We start from the raw sequence: 26,269 nt of genomic DNA on the forward strand, positions 1-26,269 counted from the left end.
TCCCTCATCGGGGGCAAGCCCCCTCCCAAATTTGTTTTCGGTGTTCTCTAGCGCAGGTTCAGACTGAACCCCACCCGCGTCAGCCATTCTGCTTCCTGGGCAAAATCCGCCTGGGTCAGCTGGTTTTCCTCCAGCCAGCCTTTGGGGAACATCACTTCCAGGCTGTCGCCATCGGCCCGCAGTTTGACCTGGGGCATCTCCTGCGTGCCACGGATGTGGTGGAACAGGATCGCAAAACGCAGCAGCACACACAGGCGAATCAGTTTGATGCCGTCGTCACCGAATTCCGCGAATTTGTCCTTGGGGATATTACGGCGATGGCCGCGCACCAGCAGCGCGAGCATCTGTTGGTCTTCCCGGGAGAAACCGGCCAGGTCCGAGTGCTCGATCAGGTAAGCACCATGCTTGTGGTAGTGGTAGTGAGCGATGTCCAGGCCCACTTCATGCACCTTGGCCGCCCAGCCCAGCAGTTCGCGCCAGACGCCGTCTTCCAGGCCCCAGTCCTCGGCCACTTGGTCGAAGGCATGCAGCGCCTTGCGTTCAACGCGGGCCGCTTGCTCCAGGTCGACGTGATAACGCTCCATCAATGAGCTGAGCGTGCGCTCACGCACGTCTTCATGGTGGTGACGGCCCAGCAGGTCATACAGCACGCCTTCACGCAGGGCGCCATCGCAGTGGTCCATGCGTTGCAGTTCGAGGGCGTCGAAAATCGCTTCGAGAATCGCCAGGCCGGCCGGGAAGATCGTGCGTCGGTCGGGCTTGATGCCGTCGAAGTCGATTTTTTCGGCATCCCCCAGCTTGAACAGTTTGCGCTTGAGCCACGCCAGGCCTTCGACGTTGACCTCGCCGGTGCCGTGCCCGCCCCCCTTGAGAGCCAGGCCGATGGCGCGGATGGTGCCGGATGAGCCAATGGCTTCATCCCAGGTCAGGCGGTGCAGGGCGTGCTCGATGCTCATGATCTCCAGCCGCGCAGCCGTATAGGCCTGGGCGTAGCGCGCCGGGGTGATCTTGCCGTCCTTGAAATAACGCTGGGTGTAGCTGACGCAGCCCATCTGCAGGCTTTCGCGTAGCAGCGGCTCGAAACGCTGGCCAATGATGAACTCGGTACTGCCGCCACCGATGTCCGCCACCAGGCGTTTGCCGGGGGTATCGGCCAGGGTGTGTGACACGCCGAGGTAGATCAGGCGTGCTTCCTCACGGCCGGAGATGACTTCCACGGGGTGGCCGAGGATTTCTTCGGCGCGGCGGATGAATTCGCCACGGTTGCGCGCTTCGCGCAGGGCGTTGGTACCGACGATTCGAACGGCGCCCAGGGGCATACCGTTGATCAATTGAGCGAAACGCTTGAGGCAATCGAGCCCGCGCTGCATGGATTCTTCATTGAGCTGGCGCTCGTCGTCGATCCCGGCGGCCAGTTGCACCTTTTCGCCGAGCCGCTCAAGGATGCGGATCTCACCGTTCTGGGCCTTGGCCACGACCATGTGAAAGCTGTTGGAGCCCAGGTCGATGGCGGCGATCAGGGACAGATTCTTGGCTTGGGATTGCGGCATGGTTTGGGGGTCTCGGTCGATAACCTCGCCATCGTGCCACGATCGACCGCTGACGCCAACGCGTAGTGCTTAGGGAATTGCGCTGAGGCCGCCCATAAGAATTGGCTGTAGGAAAAGTAGGTTATCTTTCTTGGTCGCTGTAGCGTCCTCGTGTGTTCTTGTAGGAAGTTTTAACTTTTGCCTGTTGTAGTGCGAATTATGATTTTGCCTACACCTTTCATGTCGGTATTTTATTTATTGCCTTGTCGGGGCCTACCCTGGGTTTACGCTTGGCCGACAATAATCTTTTATCGCTCCCACAGTAACTGAGGTGTTGTCTCATTTTTTAGTCGGGTGCTAAAGGGACAGACTGTCACTCGGCAATAGTGCCGTGGTGTTATTTATTTATTGTTGCCGTTAGGAACAATAAATAAATGCGCCTGATAACTTCTGTGACAGGACCCTTATGAAAAAGATTGTTGGATTGACTTTCGGTATTGCTTGCCTGGCTGCGGCCATCAACGCTCACGCTTCCAGCAGCGCCGAACTGATCGTCAGGGGCACGATCAAACCCGCCGCCTGCAACCTCAGCATGACCGGTGGCGGCATTGTCGATTACGGCACCATCCCTTCCGGCCAATTGCTGCCAACGGCGTTCAACCCATTGCTGCCCAAGACCGCTCCCCTGAGCATTAACTGCGGCACTACCCCAGCCAAGTTCGGATTGAAGTTCGTCGACCTGCAGGGCGCCAGCAAGGTCCCTGGCATCCTCAATGCGTTGGGGGCCGGCTATACCGAAGCCCACAACTATGGCCTGGGTGCCGTTGGCGGCCGCAGGACCGGTGGTTTCGCCATCACCCTCAAAGACCTGCGTTCGTCCACCAGCACGCTGGCTCCCATCGTGCGTGTCGGCACCGGCGCCTGGCAAAACTCGGATGGCAAAGTGGCCCAGGCCCCTAGTCAGTATTCCTGGCGCAACACCACGGCTGTCGCTCCAGCCGCGATCAGTCAACTGACCGGCACCCTCGAAGTGCGCGCCGTCATTAATCGGGGCCAGGACCTGGACCTGTCGCGCGATACCGTTCTGGATGGGCGTGCGACGCTTGAGTTGAGTTACATCTAAGCCACTTATTTGCGGCCGATCAGAAGTTTCCTATTTCCGATCGGCTGTTTTTATAGGGGGGGCTTGGCTATCAATGGTCAACTTAAAGGGCGTGGGGAACACTGAGTGCTTAGTCTTTCAGTAATAAATAGTGCGCGTGTGTTATGTGCCAGTTTTTGCCTTTGGTTTAGCGGTGCTGTGATAGCAGACGGCATGTTGCCGGAGACCACGGTAGTTGTATTTTATGAAGACCAGGGCGAAGCGACGATATCTATCAAAAATACTGACGCGACGCCGGCGTTGCTTCACTCGGTGATCGAAAACGTACCGGAAGATGTGGAGCCGCTTTTAATCGTGACGCCGCCCATTACGCGCGTGGAGGCGGGCGAAACCCAGTTGGTGCGCTTCATCGGCACCTTGAAGGAGCCGCTGAAAACCCAGCGATTGAAACGCGTGTCCTTCGAAGGCATCCCCCAGGCCCGTGCGCCAGGCCGTGCGACCATCGGTATCACCTTGCGGCAGAACTTGCCGCTGATCCTGCATCCGCGCGGTCTGCCTCTGCATCACAGCCCCTGGGAACTGCTGAAGTGGAAGCACGTGGGCGAGGCGCTCAGCGTTCACAACGACAGTGCCTACGTCGTGCGTCTAGCGCCGGAGGTGCTGCTGCTGCCACAGAAGGCCCTGGCAACATTGCCCCGAACCTACATTTTGCCGGGGGAGGCGCTGACATTGAGCGTCGAAGGCGCTCTGGAGGGGGTGGCTGCTGTAGAGATTCAGCCCGCCACTGTCTACGGTTTTTCCGCAGACAACTACCGAGCTTTGATCAATGCCGGCGAGGGTTGATCGACTCATGATAAACCTGTCGAGTAACCGACTTCTGGCATCGCTCTGGCCCTGTCGGCCCACGCTGTTGATGGGGGTCGCGACTTTGTGGAGTTTGCCTGGCGCGCTGCCTGCCCTGGAATTGGGCGAGGGGTTTGACCTGGCGGCGCTGACTGCCCACGGTATTGATCCGAAGGTCTCCGACTATTTCCGCACGGCCCCGCGTTTTCGTGAGGGTGTGCATGTGGTCGGGTTGCGGCTCAATGGCAACCCGCTCGGGTTGGTGGAGGCGCGGTTCGATGCGCATGGGCAACTGTGTTTTACCGCCGGGCTGCTCGATAAGGCCGGGTTAGTCAAACCGAGTGGCATTATCCAAGAGACGGCTGATGCGACTCAGGCCTGTCATGACTTCCTGGGGGCTTTCCCTAATACGATGGTGCGGCTGCGGCCCGGTAACGATGAGGTCGCGCTGGTGGTGCCGACGCAGGCGCTGCGCGAGCCGCAATGGGAGGCTGGGCACTTTGCCCGGGGCGGGGCGGCGGCGCTGTTCAACTATGACGTGCAGGGGTTCGATAGCCATTCGCGCAGCGGTGCGAGCCGGTTCGTATCGGCTTATACCGAGGCGGGGTTCAATCTCGGAGATTGGATCGTTCGCAGTCGCCAATACTATGTGTCCGACAATGGCGAGGCCCGCGCCGAACATTTGAATGCCTATGCCCAGCGGGATATCGGCGCGTTGCAATCGACCTTCCAGGTCGGCCAGTTGTCCAGCAATAACCCGCAGTTCGGTGGCCTCCAACTGTCCGGTGTGCAGTTTTTTCCAGATGGTCAATCCCGCGTGCCGGCGGGCAGCAACAATGCCGTGGTTGAGGGGCTGGCCCAGAGCCAGTCGAGGATCGAAGTGCGTCAGTCGGGTGCCTTGATCCATAGCACGCTGGTGCCCGAAGGGCCTTTTCGGTTGACCGGTTTGCCGCTGCTCAATGGCACCAGCGACCTGGAAGTCAGCGTGATCGATGTGCGAGGAGGCACGCGCAGTTTTGTGGTGCCGGCGGCTTCGTTTGCCGGTGCTGCTCCCGCGGCACCCGGCTATTACTTCGCCTTGGGCAAGATGCGTGAGAACACCCATGAAGACGCGCCGTCACCCATCGTCGCCATGGGCAGTGGTACCTGGGGCCTGGGGCGCGACTCATCCGCCGGCTTTGGCCTGTTGAGTACCGATGATTACTGGGCGGCCGGAGGCACGCTGAGCAGCGTGTTTTTCCAACGCGTTAACGTGGGTGCTCGCCATAACCTTTCCCGAGATAGTCTTAATGCGGTGTCCGGTTCACGCAGCAGCCTAAGCGTGAGCAGCCCGGTGTCCGCCGATATGGACCTGAGCCTCAGCGCTACCACCCAGACGCGTGGTTATCGCGAAGTGCTTGAGGCGGGTCGCTCGTCCAAGACCGATGAATTGGACTCTCGTTTCAAGCATCAATACACCGCCGGAGTGAGCTGGATCGACCCCGCGCTGGGGGCATTCTCTTTGGGCTATATGCGCAGCAACTCATTCGACGGGCACACCACCGAGCACCTGTTCGCCTCATGGAACCGCTCATTCAGCCATGCCGACGTCACCTTGATCGCCGATTCGCAGGTGGGTGGCACCCGCAAACGGCATGACGCTACCCAGGGCGGTAGCTGGCGTGATTCGGCGCTCGACGATGATCTGTCGGTGCGCTTGCAGGTGACCGTGCCCCTGGGCGGTGATCGTCGGGTCAACAGCTATATCAGTCGGCGTGGGGACCGCGCGCGGGCTGGCACCGCCCTTACCGAGCGGGTCAACGACTACGTGAACTACGAAGTGGGCGTCGAGCGTGACCTCAGTGCGCGGGAGCAAACGTTGCGCGGTCAGTTGGACCTGATGCCACGCTACACCCGAGTGGGCATGGGGGTCAGTCGCAACCCCCAGGGCACCGATTATTCCGGGCAGTTGCGCGGCGGCGTCGTGGCCCACGGAGGCGGTTTGACGTTCTCGCCGTATGCCGTGCAGGACACCTTTGGCATTGTCTCGGTGGGCGATATCGGAGCCGCCAAAATCAGTACCCCGCACGGCCCGGTATGGACCGATTTCAGCGGGCAGGCGGTGATCCCCGGGTTGCCGGCCTATACCGACAGTCGTATCGAAGTACAGACCCAGTCCTTGCCCAAACGTGTGGACCTGAAGAACGGCACGCACACCCTCGCTGCCGCCCGCGGGTCGGTGAACAGCGTGGCGTTCGACGTGGTGAAAGTGCGCCGGGTGCTGGTCACCGGCACCGATGAACAGGGCCGACCATTGCCTCAGGGTGCTTCGGTGTTCGATAAAAACAACCGTTTCCTGACCAGCGTCGTGGGTGACGGCATGATTTTCCTGAATGACATGAACGACTCCCAGGCGTTGCGGGTTTCTTTGTCGGATTCTTCTACTTGCCAGCTCAGGCTTACTCCCGGGACCCAGCCCGACAATGACACGTTCTACCAGACAACATCGGCGGTGTGCCATGGCCGTTAAGCTGAAGAAACTGGGCCTCTTACTGTTCTGCACGATGGCGATGAGCGAGGCAGTACAGGCGCAGAACTGCCGGTTGTCCGTGAGCCAGCCGACGGTCGACTATGGGGTGATTCGCAATGAGCCGCTGACACACAGCCCCACCCTCGTACTGGGGACGCGCATGTTGCACTTGAGCGTGCTGTGCATGGAGCCTGCGACCATCGCGCTGCGATTTGTCGGAGCCGCCGATGGGCAAGGTTTCCGGTTTGGCCGTCAGGGGCACTTCCGTCTGACACTCAAGCAGGCCCAGGTGGATGGGCATGCTGTCGAGTGGGCGCCGGTACAGCTTGCCGGTGAGCCCGTTGGCGGGCAGCTATTGCCAGGGCAGGTACTGTCCACCCGGGCGGTTGGCAAGCGCTTGACCGCCCAGGTGCAAATCGACACCGAACTGCCCTCCGACGCCCTGCAGGTGCGCAGTCACGCGGTGCTGGAGGGGAGGGGCCGTTTCGAGCTGGTCAGCCCGACTGCTCCACTGAGCCGATAAAGTTCGCGAATTCGGGGGTACGTGGGTTGGCGAACAATACCTTGGGATCGCCCACTTCATGCACCTTGCCCTGGTGCATGAAGACCAACTTATCACCGACCTCCCGGGCGAAGCGCATTTCGTGGGTCACCATGATCAGCGTCATCCCGTCCTTGGCCAACTGGCGCACCACGCTGAGTACCTCGTTGACCAGTTCCGGATCCAGGGCCGAGGTGATTTCGTCACACAACAGCACCTTGGGCGACATGGCCAGGGCGCGAGCAATGGCGACCCGTTGTTGCTGGCCGCCGGACAGACGATCGGGGAAGGCATCGAATTTCTCACCCAGCCCAACGCGCTCCAACATTTGCCGAGCCAGTTGGGCGGCCTTGGCCTTGGGCACTTTCTGCACCACTTGGGGCGCGAGCATGACGTTTTCGCCCACGGTCAGGTGCGGGAACAGGTTGAACTGTTGGAACACCATCCCGACTTTCTGCCGCAGGCTGCGCAGGTCGGCGCGTGCGGCGTCGAGGTACTCTCCGTCGACTTCGATCACCCCATCGTTGATCGACTCCAGGCCATTGAGGGTGCGCAGCAAGGTGGATTTGCCCGAGCCGCTGCGACCGATGATCGCCACGACCTGGCCTTCTTCAACCGTGAGGTCGATGCCTTTGAGGACATGATGGTCGCCGTAATACTTATGCAGGGCCGAAATTCTAAGCAGAGGCATGCAGTCTCCTTTCCAGGTAGCGCGCACTGAGGGACAAGGGGTAGCAGAGCAAAAAGTAACCAAGGGCCACCAGGCCGTAGACCATAAAGGGCTCGAACGTGGCATTGGCGAGCATGCCGCCGGTCTTGGTCAGTTCGGTGAAGCCGATAATCGAGGTCACGGCGGTGCCTTTTACGACCTGTACCGAGAACCCCACGGTCGGCGCCACGGCGATACGCAGGGCCTGAGGCAGGATCACATAACGCAGTTGCTCAAGCGGGTTGAGTGCCAGGCTGGCGGAGGCTTCCCACTGCCCATGAGCGATTGACTCGACGCAGCCGCGCCAGATCTCGGCGAGGTAGGCACTGGTAAACAAAGTCAGGGCGATCGCCGCCGCCAGCCAGGGCGAAATATCCACGCCGAGCAGCGCGATGCCGAAAAACACCAAGAACAACTGCATCAACAGCGGTGTGCCCTGGAACAGCTCTATATAGGTGCGCGCAACATTGCGTGGAAATGCCTTGCTGCTGATGCGCAGAGTCATCACCAGCAAACCGATCAGGCCGCCGCCGATAAATGCCACCAGCGACAGCAGCAACGTCCACTGCAGGCCCGTAAGCAGGTTGCGCACAATGTCCCAGAATGAAAAATCACTCATCGGCTATTCCTCATCACAAAGCGACGGCCGATCCAATTGAGCAACTGGCGAATCATCAGCGCCATGCACAAGTACACCAGCGTGGTGAGGGCATACGTTTCAAAGGCGCGGAAATTGCGGGATTGGATGAAGTTGGCGGCAAAACTCAATTCTTCGGTGGCGATCTGCGAACACACCGCCGACCCCAGCATCACGATGATGATCTGGCTGCTCAGGGCTGGCCACACCTTGCCCAGCGCCGGCAGCAGCACTACATGACGGAAGGCTTCGAAGCGGGTCATCGCCAGTGCGGCGGCGGCTTCCAGTTGCCCGCGAGGAACGGCCTGGATGCCCGCGCGGATGATCTCCGTGGAATAAGCCCCCAGGTTGATCACCATCGCCAGTACGGCGGCTTGCCATTCGGTGATTTTCAATCCCAACGACGGCAGGCCGAAGAAGATGAAGAACAGCTGCACCAGGAATGGCGTATTGCGGATCAACTCGACATAGACCCCAAAGCACCAGGCCAGAGGCTGGATTTTCCAGGCACGCACTACTGCACCGACGGTGCCCAGGGCGACGCCGAGGATCGCGCCGATAGCCGTCAATTCCAGGGTAAATAGCGCACCCCGCAACAACAGGTCGGTGTTGGCCAGCACCGGAACAAAGTCAAATTGATACGCCATCAGTCAGCTCCGTGGCTTCACAGATCGGCGGGCAGCGGCTCTTTCAGCCATTGCATCGCGTTCTTTTCCAGGCTGCCGTCAGCCTTGGCCGCGACCAGGATCTGATTGACCTTCTCCAGCAGCGCCGGCTCGTTTTTATTCACGCCCACGTACACCGGCGAATCCTTGAGCTTCACTTTCAGTGCCGGTACGCGTTTGGGGTTGCGCTCGCTGATCGCCACCATCACTACGTTGCCGCTGGCGATCAGGTCGACTTGGCCGGCCAGGTAGGCGGCGATCGTCGAGTTGTTGTCTTCGAAGCGTTTGATCGTGGCTTCTTTGGGCGCCACGGCGGTCAGCTCGATGTCTTCGATGGCGCCACGGGTCACGCTGATGGTTTTGCCCTTGAGGTCGTCGGTGCTGGCGATGGCGGCCTCGGGCGGGCCGAACACGGCGAGGTAAAAGGGCGCGTAGGCCTTGGAAAAGTCGATGACCTTCTCGCGCTCGGGATTTTTACCCAGGCTGGATATCACCAGATCGACTTTGCCGGTGGTGAGGAAGGGGATACGGTTGGTGCTGTTGACCGGGGTCAGCTCCAGCTTGACCTTGAGCTGGTCGGCCAGCAGCTTGGCGGTGTCGATGTCCAGGCCACGGGGCTTCATGTCCGGGCCGACCGAGCCGAACGGCGGGAAATCCTGCGGCACGGCAACCTTTAAGGTGCCACGGGCCACGATATCGTCCAGCCCGTTGGCCTGGGCGGGTGCGTGGCTCAGCATCAGACTGGCAAACAGGGCAGTCAGCAGGGCGCTGTAGCGCTTGGTCATGGCAACTCTCCGAGAAAGGCGAAGGAATGTTCTGTCAGTGGTCAGTGCACAGCCCATGCCAGTCGTAGCCGATTGCGCTGCGAGGCTGGGTTTTACTGGCGTGTATTGGTCTTACTGGTCTGAACAGTAAGCAAGTTTTTTGCACCCTTTTCGAGCGCCGCTAAAACCTCGCGAGCGCCTTTAGGGCGTGACTTGCCGGCGACTGCGAATAGCTTTACAACTAGCCGCTCAGTTGACTGAAACCTTGAGTTTTTTATGAATTCCATCGCCCAAGCGGTACCGGAGGCGGCGTTGCAGGCCATCCGCAAACTGATCAAGGAGCAGGGTTTCGGCCCAGGCGATGCCCTGCCGTCTCAGCGTGAGTTGGCCGTGCAACTGGGCGTGAGTCGGGCGTCATTGCGCGAAGCGTTGTCGTCCCTGAGCGCTCTGGGTGTGGTCAGTGTGCAACCGGGTAAAGGTGTGTTCGTGCAAACCGCGCAGGAGCCGTCGGCGGGTTTTGCCTGGCCTTTCGCGGCGCAGGCCACGCCGTTGGAGATTTTTCAGTTGCGCTATGCCCTGGAGGGCTTTGCCGCGGGGTTGGCGGCGGTCACGCTGACCATCGAGGCGTTAGACAGCCTGGAAGACAACGTCGAGGCAATGCGTCAGGTGCTCAAGGCCGGTGATTTCGAAGCGGCTGCGCGGCTGGACTTTGAATTTCACCAGCGCATTCTCCTCGCCAGCGGTAACCGAGCGATGGTCAGCATCCTTAGTGCCAGCGCCGAGGTGTTTCTGGAGAGTCAGAAACTACCGTTCATCCGGCCGGAGCGGGCCATGGAAACCTGGCAAGAGCATCGCAAAATCCTCCGCGCCCTGGCTCAACGCAACAGTGCTGCGGCGCAGAAAACCATGCAGCAGCACGTACGCAACGCGGCGTTACGTACCGGCATCGCGTTCTTGACCCCTGCCACCCCCTGAATAAGGCAATATCCAAACTCATTGATCGCCATAGCGAGACTCAATCAGAGGCGGCTTCCTGAACGGGGGAAGGGCGGCTATGATGGGCAACGTTTTTTTTGCTTACAATCCGGAGACATCCATGAGCAACGATCTTATCAAGCACGTCACGGACGCGACCTTTGAGGCCGAAGTACTCAAGGCTCAAGGCCCGGTGCTGGTTGACTACTGGGCTGAGTGGTGCGGCCCTTGCAAAATGATCGCTCCGGTTCTGGACGACATTGCAACCACCTACGAAGGCAAACTGACCGTTGCCAAACTCAACATCGACGACAACCAGGAAACGCCTGCCAAACACGGCGTACGTGGTATTCCTACGCTGATGCTGTTCAAGAACGGCAACGTTGAAGCGACCAAAGTGGGCGCATTGTCGAAGTCGCAGTTGGCTGCATTCATCGACGCGAACATCTAAGCGTCGTCAAAAAAGCCCCGCAAATAGCGGGGCTTTTTCGTAAAACAGGGCTAGACGCTCCGAAATTCAGGTGTTACATTCGGCCCCGCACTGGTTTCTCCACTGCCCCCTGCAAGCCGTCGCCGACGCACTCCTTTTCGATTAGTACGCGATCCTGTCGCCTTCTCCGCGGCGCGGCCTCATTAAGCCAAAAGCTTAATTTCCCCCTCCATAAATGATTACGTCATTCCTATATGAATCTGACTGAACTCAAGCAAAAGCCGATTACCGACCTGCTCCAATTGGCCGAAGAAATGGGCATAGAAAATATGGCCCGTTCGCGCAAGCAGGACGTGATTTTCTCCCTGCTGAAAAAGCACGCGAAAAGCGGCGAGGAAATCTCCGGTGATGGCGTGCTGGAGATTCTCCAGGACGGCTTCGGCTTCCTCCGCTCTGCAGACGCTTCCTACCTCGCCGGCCCAGACGATATTTATGTCTCGCCGAGCCAGATCCGCCGCTTCAACTTGCGCACCGGTGACACCATCGTGGGCAAGATCCGTCCTCCGAAGGAAGGCGAGCGGTATTTCGCCCTGCTCAAGGTCGATACGATCAACTTCGATCGTCCCGAGAACGCGAAAAACAAGATTCTCTTCGAGAACCTGACGCCGCTGTTCCCGACCGTGCGCATGAAGATGGAGGCCGGTAACGGTTCCACCGAAGACTTGACCGGCCGCGTGATCGACCTTTGCGCACCGATCGGCAAGGGCCAGCGTGGCTTGATCGTTGCGCCGCCGAAAGCCGGTAAGACCATCATGCTGCAGAACATTGCAGCGAACATCGCACGTAACAATCCTGAAGTTCATCTGATCGTATTGCTGATCGATGAGCGTCCGGAAGAAGTGACCGAGATGCAGCGAACCGTGCGCGGTGAAGTGGTTGCCTCCACGTTCGATGAGCCGCCAACCCGCCACGTGCAGGTTGCCGAGATGGTGATCGAGAAGGCCAAGCGCCTGGTCGAACACAAGAAAGACGTGGTGATCCTGCTCGACTCCATCACCCGTCTGGCCCGTGCCTACAACACCGTCATCCCTAGCTCCGGCAAGGTATTGACCGGTGGTGTCGATGCTCACGCCCTGGAGAAACCCAAGCGTTTCTTCGGCGCCGCGCGGAACATCGAAGAAGGCGGCTCGCTGACCATTATCGCCACCGCGCTGGTTGAGACCGGCTCGAAGATGGACGAAGTGATCTACGAAGAGTTCAAGGGTACCGGCAACATGGAACTGCCCCTGGACCGTCGTATCGCAGAAAAACGCGTCTTCCCGGCCATCAACATCAATCGTTCCGGCACCCGCCGCGAAGAGTTGCTGACCGCCGATGACGAGCTGCAGCGTATGTGGATCCTGCGCAAGCTGCTGCACCCGATGGACGAAGTGGCAGCCATCGAGTTCCTGGTGGATAAACTGAAAACCACCAAGACCAACGATGAGTTCTTCTTGTCGATGAAGCGCAAGTAATACGACGCTTCAGCTTAAAAAAATGGTGCCCGAACAGGGCGCCATTTTTTTTGCGTCCTGATGCAGCATTTCTCATGGCATAACTGTCCGTTAAGTAACAAAAATTGTACGCGCGACTACGCTTATCCCTTTCGTCAGAGACTGACCACATTTCTTATGACCACTCTTGCTTACCGCAGAGACATCGACGGCCTGCGTGCTATCGCTGTCCTGGCTGTCGTTCTGTTCCACTTTGGGGTTCCAGGAGTTTCTGGGGGATTTGTCGGCGTTGATGTGTTCTTCGTGATTTCAGGATTTCTGATCACGTCGATCATCTGGCGCGAGCGTGAAGCAGGACGTTTCAGCTTTCTCGATTTTTGGGCAAGGCGAGCCCGGCGTATCCTGCCAGCGCTGATTGTCATGATGTCCATATCGTTGGTGGTTGGTTGGTTTCTGATGGCGCCAAAGGATTACTCCGAGTTGGGGCGCTCGATACACAACCAGGTGATCTTTATCTCCAACCTGTTCTTCATGCGTCAGGACGGTTACTTCGAGACCGCCTCCGATATGAAGCCAATGCTGCATACCTGGTCCTTATCTGTCGAAGAGCAGTTCTACCTGGCCTTTCCACTCGTGCTGGTATTTGTATCGAGTCGGATCAAGCAATGGCGCAGCGTATTGTGCGTACTGATGCTTGTGTCGTTTGGAGCGAGCGCCTGGGCGGTATTTCATCACCCGGAAAAGGCTTTTTTCCTGCTACCCATGCGTGCCTGGGAGCTGCTGGCAGGCTCCATGCTGGCGGTTATGCCGGTACGGGCCAAACAAATGAGCCCAGCGTTGGCGCAAACAGTCAGTTTGCTCGGCTTGGGTCTGATCCTTGTGGCTATATTGGGTTACGACGCGGACACGGCCTTCCCTGGCGCCGCAGCCTTACTGCCAGTATTGGGCGTGGTCGGGCTGATTTGGGCTAATGGCCAACACCCCACTCTGGTCGCACGTTTGCTGGGTAGCCGCGTGCTGGTGGGCATAGGCTTGATTTCCTATTCCTGGTACCTGTGGCACTGGCCGGTACTGGTTTTTGGCAAGTACGCCAGTATTTATGGGCTGTCGACTTGGGCGCTCGCAGCACTGTTCGTACTCAGCCTGGTTCTAGGGTATTTATCCTGGCGATTTGTGGAGGGGCCGTTTCGTGAGCGCCGACTCTTGGCCGGGAACCGCTCGATTCTGGTAACGGGTGTCATCGTGCTGCTGGGCCTGGGCATGATGGGCAAAGGCTTGGTGTGGTCGAGCGGGGTTGCGTGGCGATTGTCGCCCGAGGCCTTGCAGTTCGCGCAAACCCACACTTGGAGCCCGGCACTCATGAATTGCTTGTCGGATGACAAAAAAAACAAGCACCGAGCGTTCTGCCATTTCGGTCCTCAGGCCGCGGCGCCCAAGGCGTTGGTCTGGGGTGACAGTCACGCATCGGCCTTGATTCCTGCGTTGAAAGACAGCGCGAACCAGTATCACCTCAACATTACCCAGGCTGGTTACGCCGGTTGTCTGCCGTTTTATCGCAAAGAAAATACGCCTGGCTGCAGAGCGTTCAATGATCGTGTAACGCAGTTGATAAAGGACGAACCGTTCAGCGATGTGGTACTGGCGGCTCGCTGGAGTCTCTACGTGTATGGTCAGCGCAATGGTGATACGGGGGCTTCTATTCATGATCCGGCAACGGGGAAATATGACCGTGCCACCGCTGAGCAGCTCTTCACCGAAGGGCTTGGCGCGCTGGTGCAGCAGCTGCGTGCTCAGGGGCACCGCGTATGGTTGGTCAAAGAGGTGCCGTTGCAGGATTTCAACGTGCCATACCGGCTCAGCCGCCTGGCGATGTTGGGGCGCCCGACCGACCGAGAAGGTCTGCCTCTGGCCGAGCACATGCAGCGACAGGCCTATATCAGCAATCTATTTGAGCGCATGGCGGCGGCCGACTCAGGCGTTCAGTTGCTCGACCCTGCGCCGAAGCTCTGCGATACAAATGGATGGTGTCGGGTCGAACTGGCTGGCAAGTCGTTGTATACCGATGACAACCATCTCTCGATCTCTGGCACCCTGTTCGTACAAGGTTTTCTCGAGCCCTTCTTCCGCACCTTGCGCAACGCGTCGATTGAGTCGGATGTAAGCCGCAATGTCGTTCAATAAGCTGCCAGCGCTCGTAAGAGCAGGTAGGATGTACGCCTATTTTACGGGTGGCATGGTTAATGAAATTCAAGGATCTTCGGGATTTCGTGCAGCAACTTGAGCAGCGCGGAGAGTTGAAACGTATCCAGATGCCGATTTCCCCGGTGCTGGAAATGACTGAGATTTGCGACCGCACCCTGCGTAACAAGGGCCCGGCGCTGCTGTTCGAAAAGCCGACCGGCTTCGATATCCCGGTGCTGGGCAACCTGTTCGGCACGCCCGAGCGCGTCGCGTTTGGCATGGGTGCCGAGTCGGTTAGCGAGTTGCGTGAAATCGGCAAGCTGCTGGCGTTCCTCAAGGAGCCCGAGCCGCCCAAAGGCTTGAAGGATGCCTGGTCCAAGCTGCCGATTTTCCGCAAGATCATTGCGATGGCGCCCAAAGTGGTCAAGGACGCCGTGTGCCAGGAAGTGGTCATCGAAGGCGATGACGTCGACCTGGGCATGCTCCCGGTGCAGACCTGCTGGCCAGGCGATGTTGGCCCGTTGATCACCTGGGGCCTGACCGTCACCAAGGGCCCGAACAAGGATCGCCAGAACCTGGGCATCTATCGCCAGCAAGTGATCGGCCGTAACAAAGTGATCATGCGTTGGCTGAGCCATCGTGGCGGCGCTTTGGACTTCCGTGAGTGGTGTGAAAAACACCCCGGCCAGCCGTTCCCGGTCTCCGTGGCCTTGGGCGCCGACCCGGCCACCATCCTCGGTGCCGTAACGCCGGTGCCGGATAGCCTTTCCGAATACGCCTTCGCGGGACTGTTGCGTGGCAACCGCACCGAACTGGTCAAGTGCCGCGGCAACGACCTGCAAGTGCCGGCCACCGCGGAAATCATCCTGGAAGGCGTGATTCACCCCGGTGAGATGGCCGATGAAGGCCCCTACGGCGACCACACCGGTTATTACAACGAAGTCGACAGCTTCCCGGTGTTCACGGTTGAACGCATCACGCATCGGATCAAGCCGATCTACCACAGTACCTACACCGGCCGGCCGCCGGATGAGCCGGCCATCCTCGGCGTGGCGCTCAACGAAGTGTTCGTGCCGATCCTGCAGAAGCAATTTCCGGAAATCACCGATTTCTACCTGCCGCCGGAAGGCTGCTCGTACCGCATGGCCGTGGTCACTATGAAGAAGTCGTACCCAGGCCATGCCAAGCGGGTCATGCTGGGTGTGTGGTCGTTTTTGCGACAGTTCATGTACACCAAGTTCGTTATTGTCACCGACGACGACATCAACGCTCGGGACTGGAACGACGTGATCTGGGCCATCACCACGCGCATGGACCCCAAGCGCGATACGGTGATGATCGATAACACGCCAATCGACTACCTCGACTTTGCGTCGCCGGTGTCGGGCCTGGGCTCGAAGATGGGCCTGGATGCCACCCATAAGTGGCCGGGTGAAACCACCCGCGAATGGGGCCGGGTGATCGTCAAGGATGCAGCCGTGACCGCGCGTGTCGATGCGATCTGGAAAGAATTGGGAATAGATTGATGCGTGTAACCCTGCAACCTTCCGGTGCTGTACTGGATCTGGTCCCTGGCGAGCGGATTCTCGAAGGCGCCCGTCGCCTGGGTTATGAATGCCCCCAGGCCTGCCGCAACGGTGTATGCCATGTGTGCGCCGCACTGCTGGTGGAAGGCCGCGTGCAGCAAGCCGGTGAAGTGCGTGACCACGGTGAATTCTTCACCTGCATCGCCGAGCCGCTGGAAGACTGCGTTGTGTTGTGGGATGGCGTGCTGGCCCCCGGCGAGCTGCCGCTGCGCAAGTTGGCGTGCCAATTGAGCGAGTGCGTCGACGTGGGTGGCGATGTGTGGCGAGTGCGCCTGCGCGCGCCTGCCGGCAAGGCGGTGCGTTACCACGCCGGGCAATACCTGATGATCGAACGGGATAACGGGGAGAAGTCGGCGTTTTCCCTGGCCTCGGCACCCCATTCTGGGCGTGAGCTGGAACTGCATGTACTGGCCCGTGAAGACAGCGCACGCAACCTGCTGGCCCAACTGCAGCGTGATCAGATAGCGCGTGTGGAACTGCCGTTTGGCGACACTCACCTGGCCGAGCTGCCCGACGGCCCGCTGGTGCTGATCGCCGCAGGCACCGGTATGGCGCAGATGCACAGCCTGATCGAGCATTGCCGCGCTTCCGGTTTCAAGCACCCGGTACACCTGTACTGGGGCGTGCGCCGCCCGGAGGACTTCTACGAAATCGAGCATTGGACGCAATGGCAGCAACTGCCCAACCTGTTTCTGCACAAGGTCGTCAGCGACCTGTGCGGTTGGGAAGGGCGCTGTGGGCTATTGCATGAAGCGGTGTGCGAAGACATCCGCGACCTGAAGGCCGTGCACGTCTATGCCAGCGGTTCACCGGCGATGATCTATGGCACGTTGGATGCGCTGGTCGAAGCCGGCATGGACGCGCATCAGATGCGCGCTGACGTATTTGCCTACGCCCCCCGACCCTAGAAGCGCACGCCCGCGGTGAGCATTGCCGCGTTGAAGCCCAACAGCACCAGCTCCGCCGCCACCGGCCCGTGGTGGGTGCCCACCGACGGAATGATCACCGGCGCCACGCCGAGGCCGTTCAGTGGGATCTTGTCGCGGTACTTGCCGCGATAGCCCTGAAGCGCGCCGCCGGTCAGTTTTACGTACACCGGGTAATCCGCCATGTCATAGCGTTTGCCCCCATAGACGTAGTACGAACGCTGGCTGAACGAGTTGCGGAAGGTCGCCCCGCCATACACCCAGCCTGAGGCTTCATTGCGTTCAAGGCCGATCAGGTCCTGATGGTTATTGTGGTCTGGGTCGGGGGAGAAATGCCGGGTGTAGACGCTGGTCTGCGCATACCAGAAACCTTTGTCGTCTTCGCCAGGCGGCGGTTCGGCGGCCAGTGCGGTGGTGGCCTGGGCCAGAAACAACAGTCCTGGCAGTCGAAATTTTTTCATGGGGCGACCTCGGTAGTCGGTGGGGGCGGCGGCTAGTGGGTCGTGATCGGCACATCATTTTGACGGCAGGAACGTGCCCCAGGCTGAACCGGGGCTGAAAGTAGCGGGATTATGGGTTTCAATCCTGACGAATGGCCGTTGGCCTTATATCTCTGCTTATTCACTTCCGGTATTTATTGTCCCCGGTGGATATCCCTAAGCTATATCCCCAAGGCCGCAGGTTCAGCACACCCCATACTTTTGGCCTAAACGGTTCCTGCGGCGCGTTTTATTGCGCTAAAGTCGCTTACAGCTGGTTACACAGGAGGCGCACCGCTTTTCGCCATGACCGCCATTGAAACCGATCTTCTGCAGTTGGCTTACCCTCCGCGGCTCGATCTGGGACCGCAACTTACCCACGAACAGTTAATGAGCTCCATGCAGGCCACCATGGCCCGGCATAAGGGTGGGCCGGTCTGGCTATTTGCGTATGGTTCATTGATTTGGCGGCCGGAATGCTCGTCGACCGAGCGGGTACGGGCCCGGGTCCACGGATATCACCGTGGCCTGTATTTGTGGTCCCACGAGCACCGTGGTACGCCGGAATTGCCGGGGTTGGTATTCGGTTTGGATCGCGGTGGGTCATGCAGCGGGTTTGCTTATCGCTTGCCGGAAGATCAGCTGGAAGCCTCGCTGTATGCCTTGTGGCAGCGCGAGATGCCTTATCCCTCGTACCGGCCGCATTGGCTCAGTTGTCGGTTGGAGGATGGCACGCAGGTGCAAGCGCTGGGGTTTGTGTTGGAGCGGCATTTGCCCAGCTACGCCGGCAACTTACCTGATATCGTGCTTAACCATGTGCTGCAAAGCGCGAGTGGGCGTTACGGTACGACCCGCGATTATGTCGAGCAGACCGTCAACGCCCTGCGCAGCCACGCCATGCCAGATAAAAACCTGGAGGCGCGGCTCAAGCGGTGTGCAAAAGGATGCTCAGGCGCTTAACGGGCCGAGCTGACACTGTTGGTGTGCCACAGGGTCGGGATCAGGAATGCGATGGCCAGCAGGCACGCGCCGATCAGCAGCACAAAGCCGCCGTCCCAGCCGAAATGGTCAACGGTGTAGCCCATGGCCGCACTTGCCGCCACCGAGCCGCCCAGGTAACCGAACAGACCCGTGAAACCCGCGGCGGTGCCGGCGGCTTTCTTCGGTGCCAGCTCCAGCGCCTGCAGGCCGATCAGCATTACCGGGCCATAGATCAGGAAGCCGATCGAGACCAGCGCAATCATGTCCACCGTCGGATTGCCCGGCGGGTTGAGCCAGTACACCAGCGTCGCCACGGTCACCAGGCCCATGAACACAATGCCGGTCAGGCCACGGTTGCCACGGAAGATTTTGTCCGACATCCAGCCGCACAGCAGCGTGCCCGGGATACCCGCCCACTCATAGAAGAAGTAAGCCCACGAGGATTTATCCACCGTGAAGTGTTTGGCTTCCTTGAGATAAGTCGGTGCCCAGTCCAGTACGCCATAGCGCAGCAGGTAGACGAATACGTTGGCGAAGGCGATGTACCAGAGCATTTTGTTGCGCAGCACATATTTGACGAAGATTTCCTTGGCGCTGAATTCGTCTTCGTGGCTGGCGTTGTAGCCTTCGGGATAGTCGTTCTTGTATTGCTCGATAGGCGGCAGGCCAACCGATTGTGGGGTGTCACGCATCGTGATGAACGCAAACGCCGCCACTGCCAAGGCCACCGTGGCAGGCACGTAGAATGCCGCGTGCCAATCGTTGAACCAGGCCATGCCCAGCAAGAACAGCGGGCCGATCAGGCCGCCGCCGACGTTGTGCGCCACGTTCCACACCGACACCACGCCGCCGCGTTCTTTCTGCGACCACCAATGCACCATGGTGCGCCCGCTCGGCGGCCAACCCATGCCCTGGGCCCAGCCGTTGATGAACAGCAATATGAACATCATGGTCACGCTGGACGTCGCCCAAGGCGCGAAACCGAAAATGAACATCACGCCCGCCGAGACCAACAGGCCAAAGGGCAAAAAGTAGCGCGGGTTGGAACGGTCGGATACCAGGCCCATCAGGAACTTGGACAGGCCGTAGGCAATCGCGATAGCCGACATCGCCAAGCCCAGTTCGCCGCGGCTGTAACCGTCTTCGATCAGGTAAGGCATGGCCAGGGAGAAGTTTTTGCGCAGCAGGTAGTACCCGGCATAACCGAAGAAAATGCCAGCGAAGATCTGCCAGCGTAGACGTCGGTAAGTACTGTCGATTTTTTCTTCAGGCAGGGGCGCCTGGTGCGCGGCAGGACGAAAGAAAGCAAACATTCAAGAGCTCCAGATTTCTTGTTTTGACTGCGGATGCGAATGTTACAGTTTCGTTACCGAAAATAGCATCGCCTCTTGAGGTCAAACACAGGAAAACGGCGTAACTGCATGTTCTTTTATGAACATGCCGCAAATAGGCAGGTTTATGTCGTTTTAGGCTTTTCTAGGAAATGTGGGGGGATTGCCCCTCCCACATTACTCACATTCAGATGGCGATCAGCGGGTCTGGACGACGACCTTCCCGACAGCCTTGCGCTGCCCAAGATCGTTGATAGCCTGGGCCGCCTGTTCCAGCGGATACACCTGCGACACCAGCGGCTTGAGCTTGCCCTCGGCATACCAGCCAAACAATTGCTGGAAATTCGCCGCGTTATCCTGCGGCTGGCGCTGAGCGAAGGAGCCCCAGAACACGCCGACCACCGCCGCGCCTTTAAGCAGCGCCAGGTTCACCGGCAGCTCGGGAATGCGCCCGCTGGCAAACCCCACCACCAGCAGGCGGCCGTTCCAGGCAATCGCGCGAATAGCCTGGTCAAACAGGTCGCCGCCCACTGGGTCGTAGATCACATCCGCGCCATTGCCGTCGGTGAGGCGCTTGATCTCATCCTTCAGGCTGGCTTCGCTGTAATTGATCAATTCGTCGGCGCCCGCAGCCTTGGCGATTGCGAGCTTGTCGGCGCTGCTGGCGGCAGCAATCACCCGGGCGCCCATGGCTTTGCCGATTTCCACCGCGGCCAGGCCCACGCCACCGGAGGCACCGAGCACCAGCAGGGTTTCGCCGGGTTGCAGGTGGGCCCGTTGTTTGAGCGCGTGCATTGAGGTGCCGTAGGTCATGCTGAACGCGGCGGCGGTGTTGAAATCCATGCTGGCAGGGATCGGCAGCACGTTATAGCCGGGCACTGCGACCTGTTCGGCAAAGCTGCCCCAGCCGGTCAAGGCCATGACCCGATCGCCGACCTTCAAGTGGCTGACTTTCTCCCCCACTTCGCTGACCACCCCTGCGGCTTCACCACCCGGCGAGAACGGAAAGGGCGGTTTGAACTGGTATTTGCCCTCGATAATCAGCGTGTCCGGGAAGTTGACCCCGGCGGCATGCACGTCCAGCAGGATTTCGTTTTTCTTGATCGCCGGGCTGGCGACATCTTCCAGCACCAGGGTTTCGGCGGGGCCGAAGGCTTTGCACAGCACAGCTTTCATCGGACTATTCCTTTTGGCGTCGTGGCCGATAAGTGTAGGAGGGCAGGCCCCAGGGTCAACAAGCATGCCCCGGCCTGATAAGTGGCCATAAGCTTGTGCTCAGCCTTGCTAGCGTTATGCTACCGGGCACCGAATGTGAGGAATGAATTGTGAAAGCGCGGATTCTGTTGATGCTGGCCCTGATCCTGCCGATGGCGGTACAGGCCGAAGAAGCCAAGGAAGGCAAAGAGGGCGAGGCGCCGAAAGTCAGCTATATCAGCTTGAGCCCGCCGTTCGTGGGTAATTACGGCCTGGATGGCACGGCGAAACTCAAGGTGTTCAAGGCCGACATCGCCCTGCGCGTGACCGGCACCGAAGCCGCCGCCGCCGTTAAAGCCAACGACGCGTTGATCCGCAACCAACTGGTGGCGTTGTTCACCCAGCAGACCAACGAGGCGATGAGCACCGTGGAGGGCAAGGAAAAACTGCGCCAGGAAGCCCTGAAGCAAACCCAGCAAGTGATGAACGACGAGACCGGCAAGCCCATGGTCGAAGACCTGTTGTTCAACAACTTGATCATCCAGTAAGCGCGCCAGGTGCGCGGTCTCAGGACGCCAGGCTCTTCCTGAACCGCGCCAGCGCCACGGCGAAAAACAGCAGGCCGATTCCCGCCAGCGCCAGCAAATCCGGCCATACCACGCTTACCCCCGCATCGCGGAATAGAATCGCCGCGCTCAAACTCACAAAATGCGTCGACGGCGAGCCCTGCATCACCCATTGCAGCCACTCCGGCATGCTGTCCAAAGGCGTGCTGCCGCCTGATAGCAACAGCATCGGGATGATCACCGGAATCGCCAGCAGCCCGAATTGCGGGGTCGAGCGGGCGAGGGTGGCGAGGAAAATCCCCAGCGCCGTACTGGCGAACAGGTACAACGCCGTCACAAACAGAAACAACCCCAATGAGCCGGCCAGCGGCACACCCAGCAAGCCTTTGACCACCACTTCCAATGACACCCACGTGCACAGCACCACTACCAGCATGTTGCTCCAGATTTTTGCCAGCATGATTTCCAGCGCCGTCAGGGGCAGCACCAGCAAATGGTCGAGCGTGCCGTGTTCGCGTTCGCGCAGCAGGGCGGTGCCGGTCAGCACGATGGCCAGGATGGTGATGTTGTTGACGATCTGGATCACTGCCAAAAACCAGCCGCCTTCCAGGTTGGGGTTGAACAGCGAGCGGGTGGTCAGCAGCGCCGGTGTCTGTGCGGCGGCATCGGCCTGGCCGCTGTAGCTCAACAATTCGCGCTGGAAAATCCTGCCAATGTAACCGGCACCCATGAATGCCTGGCTCATGGCCGTTGCATCCACGTTGACCTGCACGCTGGGTTGGCGCCCGGCCAGCAAGTCGGCTTGAAAATTGGCCGGCACATTGATCACGAACGTGTACTCGCCGCTGTCCATGGCCTTGTCCAACAGGTGGTAAGGCAACGGCGCTGGCGTCTGGAACTCCGGCGGTTGCAGTGCTTCGCCCAGTTGTCGGGACAGGGCACTGTGGTCTTCATCCACCAGCGCCACGCTGGCGTTATGCACACCGATCACTGAGCCGGCGGCGGGCATATAGATGGCCACGGTGAACGCGTAGAACAGAAACAGCAGCAGTACGCTGTCGTGGCGCAGGCTGGTGAGTTCTTTCAGGCCCAAGCGCAGGATGTGCGCGAACTTATGCATCAGACCTCCTGCTTCTTGAGCATGACCAGGCTCAACCCGGTGAACCCGACAAAGAACCCGAACAGCGCCAGGCATTGCGGCCACAGCTGGCGCAGATCCAGAGCCTTGGTAAAGGTGCCCACCGCGATATCCAAAAAGTGCCCGGCCGGAAACAGCATGCCCATCAGCGCCGCGGCGCCTTCCAGGGATGAGCGCGGCACGATCAGCCCGGAGAACTGGATGGTCGGCAGGCTGGTGATGATCATCGTGCCGAGGATCGCCGCGATCTGGGTGCGTGTGAATGCAGAAATCAGCAGGCCCATGCTGGTGGTGGCCAGCACATACAGCAGCCCACCGAACGCCAGCGTCAGGCCGCTGCCCTTGAACGGCACGCCAAACAGCCAGCGGTTCATGGCCACCAGCACGGCCAGGTTGACCAGACTCACCACCAGGTATGGCGCCTGTTTGCCCAGCAGAAACTCCAGGCGCGTCAGGGGTGTTGCGTAAAAATTAGTGATCGAGCCCAGCTCTTTTTCCCGCACGATGCCCAACGCGGTAAGCATGGCCGGGATAAACGCCAGGATCAGTGCCATCACCCCAGGGCCGATGGCGTTCACGCTGACCACGTCCTGGTTGTAGCGAAAGCGGGTTTCGAGTTTGGCGGCGCCCTGGCTGCCGCGCGGCAGGCTGCTCAGCTCGGCCAATTGCTGGAGATTGCCCAGGTGTACGGCTTCGACATAGTTACGGCTGGTTTCCGCGCGGAACGGCATGCCGCCGTCGAGCCATGCGGCCACCGTGGGTTGGCGCCCGGCGTACAGGTCGCGGCCAAAGCCCGGTGGGATTTCCAATGCCAGTTTGATTTCCGAGCGTTGCAGGCGCCGGTGCAGTTCGTTCGCATCTTGAATGGGCGGTCGTTCGGCGAAATAGCGCGAGCTGCGAAACGCTTCCAAGTAGGCGCGACTTTGCGGGGTCTGGTCTTGGTCATAAACGGCGAACGCCAGGTTTTCCACATCCAGGGAAATGCCGTAGCCAAAGATCACCATCATGAACATCGCCCCGAGCAGCGCGAAGGCCATGCGCACTTTGTCGCGCAACAGCTCTTTGCCTTCACGGCTGGCCACCGCCAACAGGCGCGCCAGGCTGAAGCCGCGCTTGCTCTGCGGCGGTGCGCTGGCTTCGCTGGCGGTTTGGCTCGGCGCGGCGGGTTCGGCTTCGCCTTGAGCCTGCTCCAGGCAGGTGACGAACGCGGCTTCCAGGGTCTCGCCCTTGAATTGTTGTTGCAGCGCGTGCGGCGTGTCGCAGGCCAGCACTTTACCTGCGTGCATCAGTGAGATGCGGTCGCAGCGCTGGGCCTCGTTCATGAAGTGGGTGGACAGAAATATCGTCACCCCTTGCTCGCGGGACAGCTCGATCAGCAACCGCCAGAAATCATCCCGGGCGGCCGGGTCGACGCCGGAGGTCGGCTCATCGAGGATCAGCACTTCCGGGCGATGCAGCACCGCGACCGCCAGGGACAGGCGCTGACGCAGGCCCAGGGGTAACTCCCCCGACGGTTGCCCGGCCACGTCGCCCAACTCGAAGCGTTGGATCAGTTCGTCGATGCGCGGGCCGCTGTCGGCCTTGGGCAAGTCGAACAGTTGGGCGTGCAGCGCCAGGTTCTGGCGCACGCTGAGTTCGCCATACAGGGAAAAACTCTGGGACATGAACCCCACGCGCTTGCGGGTGGCCAGGTCTTTGGCGTCCACCGTCTTGCCCAACAGTTTCGCGCTGCCTTCAGTGGCGGGCATCAGCCCAGTGAGGACCTTCATGGTGGTGGTCTTGCCGCAGCCGTTGGAACCGAGGAAACCGAAGATTTCCCCTCGGCCAATCGCGAAGCTGACCTTGTTGACCGCAGTGAAGTCGCCAAAGCGCAGGGTCAAGTCGTGGGCCTCGATGGCGATGTCGGCGCTGGTGCTTTCCCTCGGTGGAATCACCAGCGGCGGTTTGTCGTGAGCGCCGTCGCCCTGAAAGTGGGTGAATGCTTCATCCAATTTTCCGCTGGGAGTGGCGGCGGCCAGTTCACGGCTCAAGCCATTGGCGATCAGCGTGCCGCGATCAAGCATCAGGCAGTGTTCGAACTGCTCGGCTTCTTCCATGTAGGCGGTGGCGACCAGCAGCGTCAGTTGCGGACGTTCGCCGCGCACCGTTTCGACCAGTTCCCAGAAACGTCGGCGCGACAGCGGGTCGACACCAGTGGTGGGCTCGTCGAGGATCAGCAGGTCTGGTTCATGGATCAACGCGCAGCACAGGCCGAGCTTTTGTTTCATCCCGCCGGACAGCTTGCCGGCAGGGCGCTCGGCGAAGCGTTCAAGGTCGGTGGCCAGCAGCAGGCTGTGCATGCGCTGGTCACACTCGGCCTTCGACAACCCGAACAGAGTGGCGAAGAAGCGAATGTTTTCGCAGATGGACAGCTCGGGGTACAGGTTGCCGCCCAGTCCCTGGGGCATGAAGGCGATGCGCGGGTACAAGCTGTTGCGGTGGCGGCGGTCGGTGATGGCGCCGCCGAGTACGTCGAGCTGGCCGTCCTGCAGCTTTTTAACCCCGGCAATCAAGCCCAGCAAGCTGGACTTGCCCGCGCCGTCCGGGCCAATCAGCCCGCAACGCGTACCGGCGGGCAGGCTGAAGGCTATATCGACCAGCGCCTGTTGCTGGCCATAGCGGTGGTTGATCCCCGTGGCGTGCAGCGCCAGGCCGGTCATTGCAGGTTGGCCGGCCAGTCTATGTCGGCCGTGCGCACGTAACCTGCGCCCGGCATGCCGGGTTTGGCTTGGGGCACGGCGCTGGGTTGGGTCAGGCGCAGCTTGACGCGGAACACCAGTTTTTGCCGCTCATCGCGGGTTTCCACTTCTTTGGGGGTGAACTGCGATTTGGCCGCGACAAAGGTGATTTTCGCCGGCAGCGCTTGCTGGGGCAGGGCATCGAGCAGGATGCGGGCGTCGCTGCCCACCGTCAGGCGACCGGTCACCGACGCGGGCAAATACAGGTTCATGTATTGATCTTCGGGATCGATCAGCAGCAACACGCGGCCACCGGCACCCAGCACTTCACCGGGCTCGGCCAGGCGCAGTTGAATGATGCCGTCGATGGGGGCGCGCAGGCTGCTGTCATCGATTTCGCTGCTGAGTTGGGCCACCTGCGCCTGGGCGGCGCCGATGGCGGCCTTGGCCGAATTGACCTGGGCCTGTGCGGCGACTACGGCCGCATTGCCGGTGTTGTGCCGCGCCTGTTGCTGATCGATCAGTTGGCTGCTGGCGAAGCCGCGCTTGTACAGCTCTTGGGTGCGCTTGAGTTCCTGGTTGGCCAGCAACTGTTCGCTCTGGCGCAATTGCACATTGGCTTCGGCGGCGGCGAGATTTTCCTTGGCGCGCAACACTTCGGCTTCGGCCTGGGCGCGCTGGGCCTCCAGCGTGCGGGTGTCCATGCGCGCCAGCAATTGGCCCTTGAGCACCTTGTCGCCTTCGTCCACCCGCACTTCGGCCAGGCGACCGGGAATTTTGGCGGCGATCTGCACTTCGGTGGATTCCAGGCGACCATTGCCCATGCTCAGGCCTTCGGGCAGGCGGTCTTGAGTGGATTTCCAGTAACCGAACCCGCCGGCGGCGAGCAGCAATGCGATCAGGAGTGTGGCAAACAACTGAGAGGCGCGATGGTTCGTCGACATGGAAGCATCCTGCGGCGTTAGCGTCCTAG

At 60.1% G+C, this 26,269-nt stretch carries 23 protein-coding genes; 12 read left to right on the top strand and 11 right to left on the bottom strand.

All coding sequences use genetic code 11. The annotated features are described in order from the left end of the window. Window positions 1-47: 47 nt before the first annotated feature. A complete protein-coding gene (ppx, locus tag FIV35_RS03470; RefSeq protein ID WP_034139755.1) occupies window positions 48-1,550 on the bottom strand; it encodes an exopolyphosphatase in 1,503 nt (500 codons plus the stop codon). A 445-nt stretch (window positions 1,551-1,995) separates the two neighbouring features. On the opposite strand from ppx, the gene FIV35_RS03475 reads away from it, so the two are divergent. The 4 genes from FIV35_RS03475 to FIV35_RS03490 all read left to right on the top strand — a co-directional run bounded on the left by FIV35_RS03475 (window position 1,996) and on the right by FIV35_RS03490 (window position 6,506). After that, complete coding sequence (locus FIV35_RS03475; protein WP_034139754.1) at window positions 1,996-2,652, top strand: DUF1120 domain-containing protein; 657 nt, start codon at window positions 1,996-1,998, stop codon at window positions 2,650-2,652. A 123-nt stretch (window positions 2,653-2,775) separates the two neighbouring features. Further along, a complete protein-coding gene (locus tag FIV35_RS03480; RefSeq protein WP_318253860.1) occupies window positions 2,776-3,474 on the top strand; it encodes a fimbria/pilus chaperone family protein in 699 nt (232 codons plus the stop codon). Window positions 3,475-3,481: 7 nt separating this feature from the next. Then, window positions 3,482-5,983 (top strand): fimbria/pilus outer membrane usher protein, encoded by a 2,502-nt coding sequence (locus FIV35_RS03485; protein ID WP_080761491.1) that lies wholly within the window; start codon window positions 3,482-3,484, stop codon window positions 5,981-5,983. Then, window positions 5,973-6,506 carry a DUF1120 domain-containing protein gene (locus tag FIV35_RS03490; protein WP_034139751.1) on the top strand — a complete coding sequence of 178 codons (534 nt, stop codon included), beginning with the start codon at window positions 5,973-5,975 and terminating at the stop codon, window positions 6,504-6,506. The genes FIV35_RS03485 and FIV35_RS03490 overlap by 11 nt, the downstream gene beginning before the upstream one ends. On the opposite strand, the gene FIV35_RS03495 is transcribed toward FIV35_RS03490, so the two are convergent. From FIV35_RS03495 to FIV35_RS03510, 4 genes are read right to left on the bottom strand one after another with little or no spacing between them, the layout of a single operon-like run. Beyond that, window positions 6,478-7,215, bottom strand: coding sequence for an amino acid ABC transporter ATP-binding protein (locus FIV35_RS03495; protein WP_034101404.1), 738 nt, complete (start codon window positions 7,213-7,215; stop codon window positions 6,478-6,480). The two genes, FIV35_RS03490 and FIV35_RS03495, sit on opposite strands and share 29 nt — an antisense overlap. Further along, window positions 7,202-7,852, bottom strand: a complete 651-nt coding sequence (locus tag FIV35_RS03500) for an amino acid ABC transporter permease (protein ID WP_034115425.1) — start codon at window positions 7,850-7,852, stop codon at window positions 7,202-7,204. The genes FIV35_RS03495 and FIV35_RS03500 overlap by 14 nt, the downstream gene beginning before the upstream one ends. After that, window positions 7,849-8,517: an amino acid ABC transporter permease gene (locus FIV35_RS03505; RefSeq protein ID WP_034139750.1), complete on the bottom strand. Its 669-nt coding sequence runs from the start codon at window positions 8,515-8,517 to the stop codon at window positions 7,849-7,851. The genes FIV35_RS03500 and FIV35_RS03505 overlap by 4 nt, the downstream gene beginning before the upstream one ends. 17 nt (window positions 8,518-8,534) lie before the next feature. Further along, complete coding sequence (locus tag FIV35_RS03510) at window positions 8,535-9,320, bottom strand: transporter substrate-binding domain-containing protein (RefSeq protein ID WP_034139749.1); 786 nt, start codon at window positions 9,318-9,320, stop codon at window positions 8,535-8,537. Window positions 9,321-9,575: 255 nt separating this feature from the next. On the opposite strand from FIV35_RS03510, the gene FIV35_RS03515 reads away from it, so the two are divergent. The 6 genes from FIV35_RS03515 to FIV35_RS03540 all read left to right on the top strand — a co-directional run bounded on the left by FIV35_RS03515 (window position 9,576) and on the right by FIV35_RS03540 (window position 16,872). After that, window positions 9,576-10,274: a FadR/GntR family transcriptional regulator gene (locus FIV35_RS03515; protein ID WP_034139748.1), complete on the top strand. Its 699-nt coding sequence runs from the start codon at window positions 9,576-9,578 to the stop codon at window positions 10,272-10,274. Between the two features lie 121 nt (window positions 10,275-10,395). Beyond that, the gene (gene trxA / locus FIV35_RS03520; RefSeq protein ID WP_034101399.1) at window positions 10,396-10,725 is read left to right on the top strand and encodes a thioredoxin TrxA; all 330 of its coding nucleotides are present in this window, start codon (window positions 10,396-10,398) and stop codon (window positions 10,723-10,725) included. 233 nt (window positions 10,726-10,958) lie between these two features. Beyond that, entirely contained in the window at window positions 10,959-12,218 is a 1,260-nt protein-coding gene (rho, locus tag FIV35_RS03525; RefSeq protein ID WP_016973082.1) for a transcription termination factor Rho, read from the top strand. 156 nt (window positions 12,219-12,374) lie between these two features. Next, window positions 12,375-14,378, top strand: a complete 2,004-nt coding sequence (locus FIV35_RS03530; RefSeq protein ID WP_034139747.1) for an acyltransferase family protein — start codon at window positions 12,375-12,377, stop codon at window positions 14,376-14,378. 59 nt (window positions 14,379-14,437) lie between these two features. Continuing rightward, a complete protein-coding gene (gene ubiD, locus FIV35_RS03535) occupies window positions 14,438-15,904 on the top strand; it encodes a 4-hydroxy-3-polyprenylbenzoate decarboxylase (RefSeq protein ID WP_034101397.1) in 1,467 nt (488 codons plus the stop codon). Further along, the gene (locus FIV35_RS03540; protein WP_034139746.1) at window positions 15,904-16,872 is read left to right on the top strand and encodes a CDP-6-deoxy-delta-3,4-glucoseen reductase; all 969 of its coding nucleotides are present in this window, start codon (window positions 15,904-15,906) and stop codon (window positions 16,870-16,872) included. Before ubiD ends, FIV35_RS03540 begins: the two co-directional genes overlap by 1 nt. On the opposite strand, the gene FIV35_RS03545 is transcribed toward FIV35_RS03540, so the two are convergent. Beyond that, window positions 16,869-17,351 (bottom strand): hypothetical protein, encoded by a 483-nt coding sequence (locus FIV35_RS03545; RefSeq protein WP_034139745.1) that lies wholly within the window; start codon window positions 17,349-17,351, stop codon window positions 16,869-16,871. The genes FIV35_RS03540 and FIV35_RS03545 overlap by 4 nt on opposite strands. 324 nt (window positions 17,352-17,675) lie before the next feature. On the opposite strand from FIV35_RS03545, the gene FIV35_RS03550 reads away from it, so the two are divergent. Continuing rightward, entirely contained in the window at window positions 17,676-18,329 is a 654-nt protein-coding gene (locus FIV35_RS03550) for a gamma-glutamylcyclotransferase (RefSeq protein ID WP_034101394.1), read from the top strand. Here the strand turns inward: FIV35_RS03550 and glpT are convergent. Both glpT and FIV35_RS03560 read right to left on the bottom strand, forming a co-directional pair. Then, window positions 18,326-19,663, bottom strand: coding sequence for a glycerol-3-phosphate transporter (glpT, locus tag FIV35_RS03555; protein ID WP_034139744.1), 1,338 nt, complete (start codon window positions 19,661-19,663; stop codon window positions 18,326-18,328). The genes FIV35_RS03550 and glpT overlap by 4 nt on opposite strands. Window positions 19,664-19,879: 216 nt before the next feature. Beyond that, the gene (locus FIV35_RS03560) at window positions 19,880-20,857 is read right to left on the bottom strand and encodes an NADPH:quinone oxidoreductase family protein (protein WP_034139743.1); all 978 of its coding nucleotides are present in this window, start codon (window positions 20,855-20,857) and stop codon (window positions 19,880-19,882) included. Between the two features lie 149 nt (window positions 20,858-21,006). On the opposite strand from FIV35_RS03560, the gene FIV35_RS03565 reads away from it, so the two are divergent. Next, entirely contained in the window at window positions 21,007-21,423 is a 417-nt protein-coding gene (locus tag FIV35_RS03565; protein ID WP_034101391.1) for a flagellar basal body-associated FliL family protein, read from the top strand. Between the two features lie 19 nt (window positions 21,424-21,442). On the opposite strand, the gene FIV35_RS03570 is transcribed toward FIV35_RS03565, so the two are convergent. The 3 genes from FIV35_RS03570 to FIV35_RS03580 are packed head-to-tail and all read right to left on the bottom strand — an operon-like array spanning window position 21,443 to window position 26,240. After that, window positions 21,443-22,561, bottom strand: coding sequence for an ABC transporter permease (locus tag FIV35_RS03570; protein ID WP_034139742.1), 1,119 nt, complete (start codon window positions 22,559-22,561; stop codon window positions 21,443-21,445). Further along, window positions 22,561-25,278: a ribosome-associated ATPase/putative transporter RbbA gene (gene rbbA / locus FIV35_RS03575; protein WP_034139741.1), complete on the bottom strand. Its 2,718-nt coding sequence runs from the start codon at window positions 25,276-25,278 to the stop codon at window positions 22,561-22,563. Before rbbA ends, FIV35_RS03570 begins: the two co-directional genes overlap by 1 nt. Beyond that, window positions 25,275-26,240: an HlyD family secretion protein gene (locus FIV35_RS03580; protein ID WP_034139740.1), complete on the bottom strand. Its 966-nt coding sequence runs from the start codon at window positions 26,238-26,240 to the stop codon at window positions 25,275-25,277. The genes rbbA and FIV35_RS03580 overlap by 4 nt, the downstream gene beginning before the upstream one ends. Window positions 26,241-26,269: the final 29 nt, after the last annotated feature.

It is taken from the genome of Pseudomonas rhodesiae (assembly GCF_007858255.1).
In the GTDB taxonomy this organism is placed as follows: domain Bacteria; phylum Pseudomonadota; class Gammaproteobacteria; order Pseudomonadales; family Pseudomonadaceae; genus Aquipseudomonas; species Aquipseudomonas rhodesiae.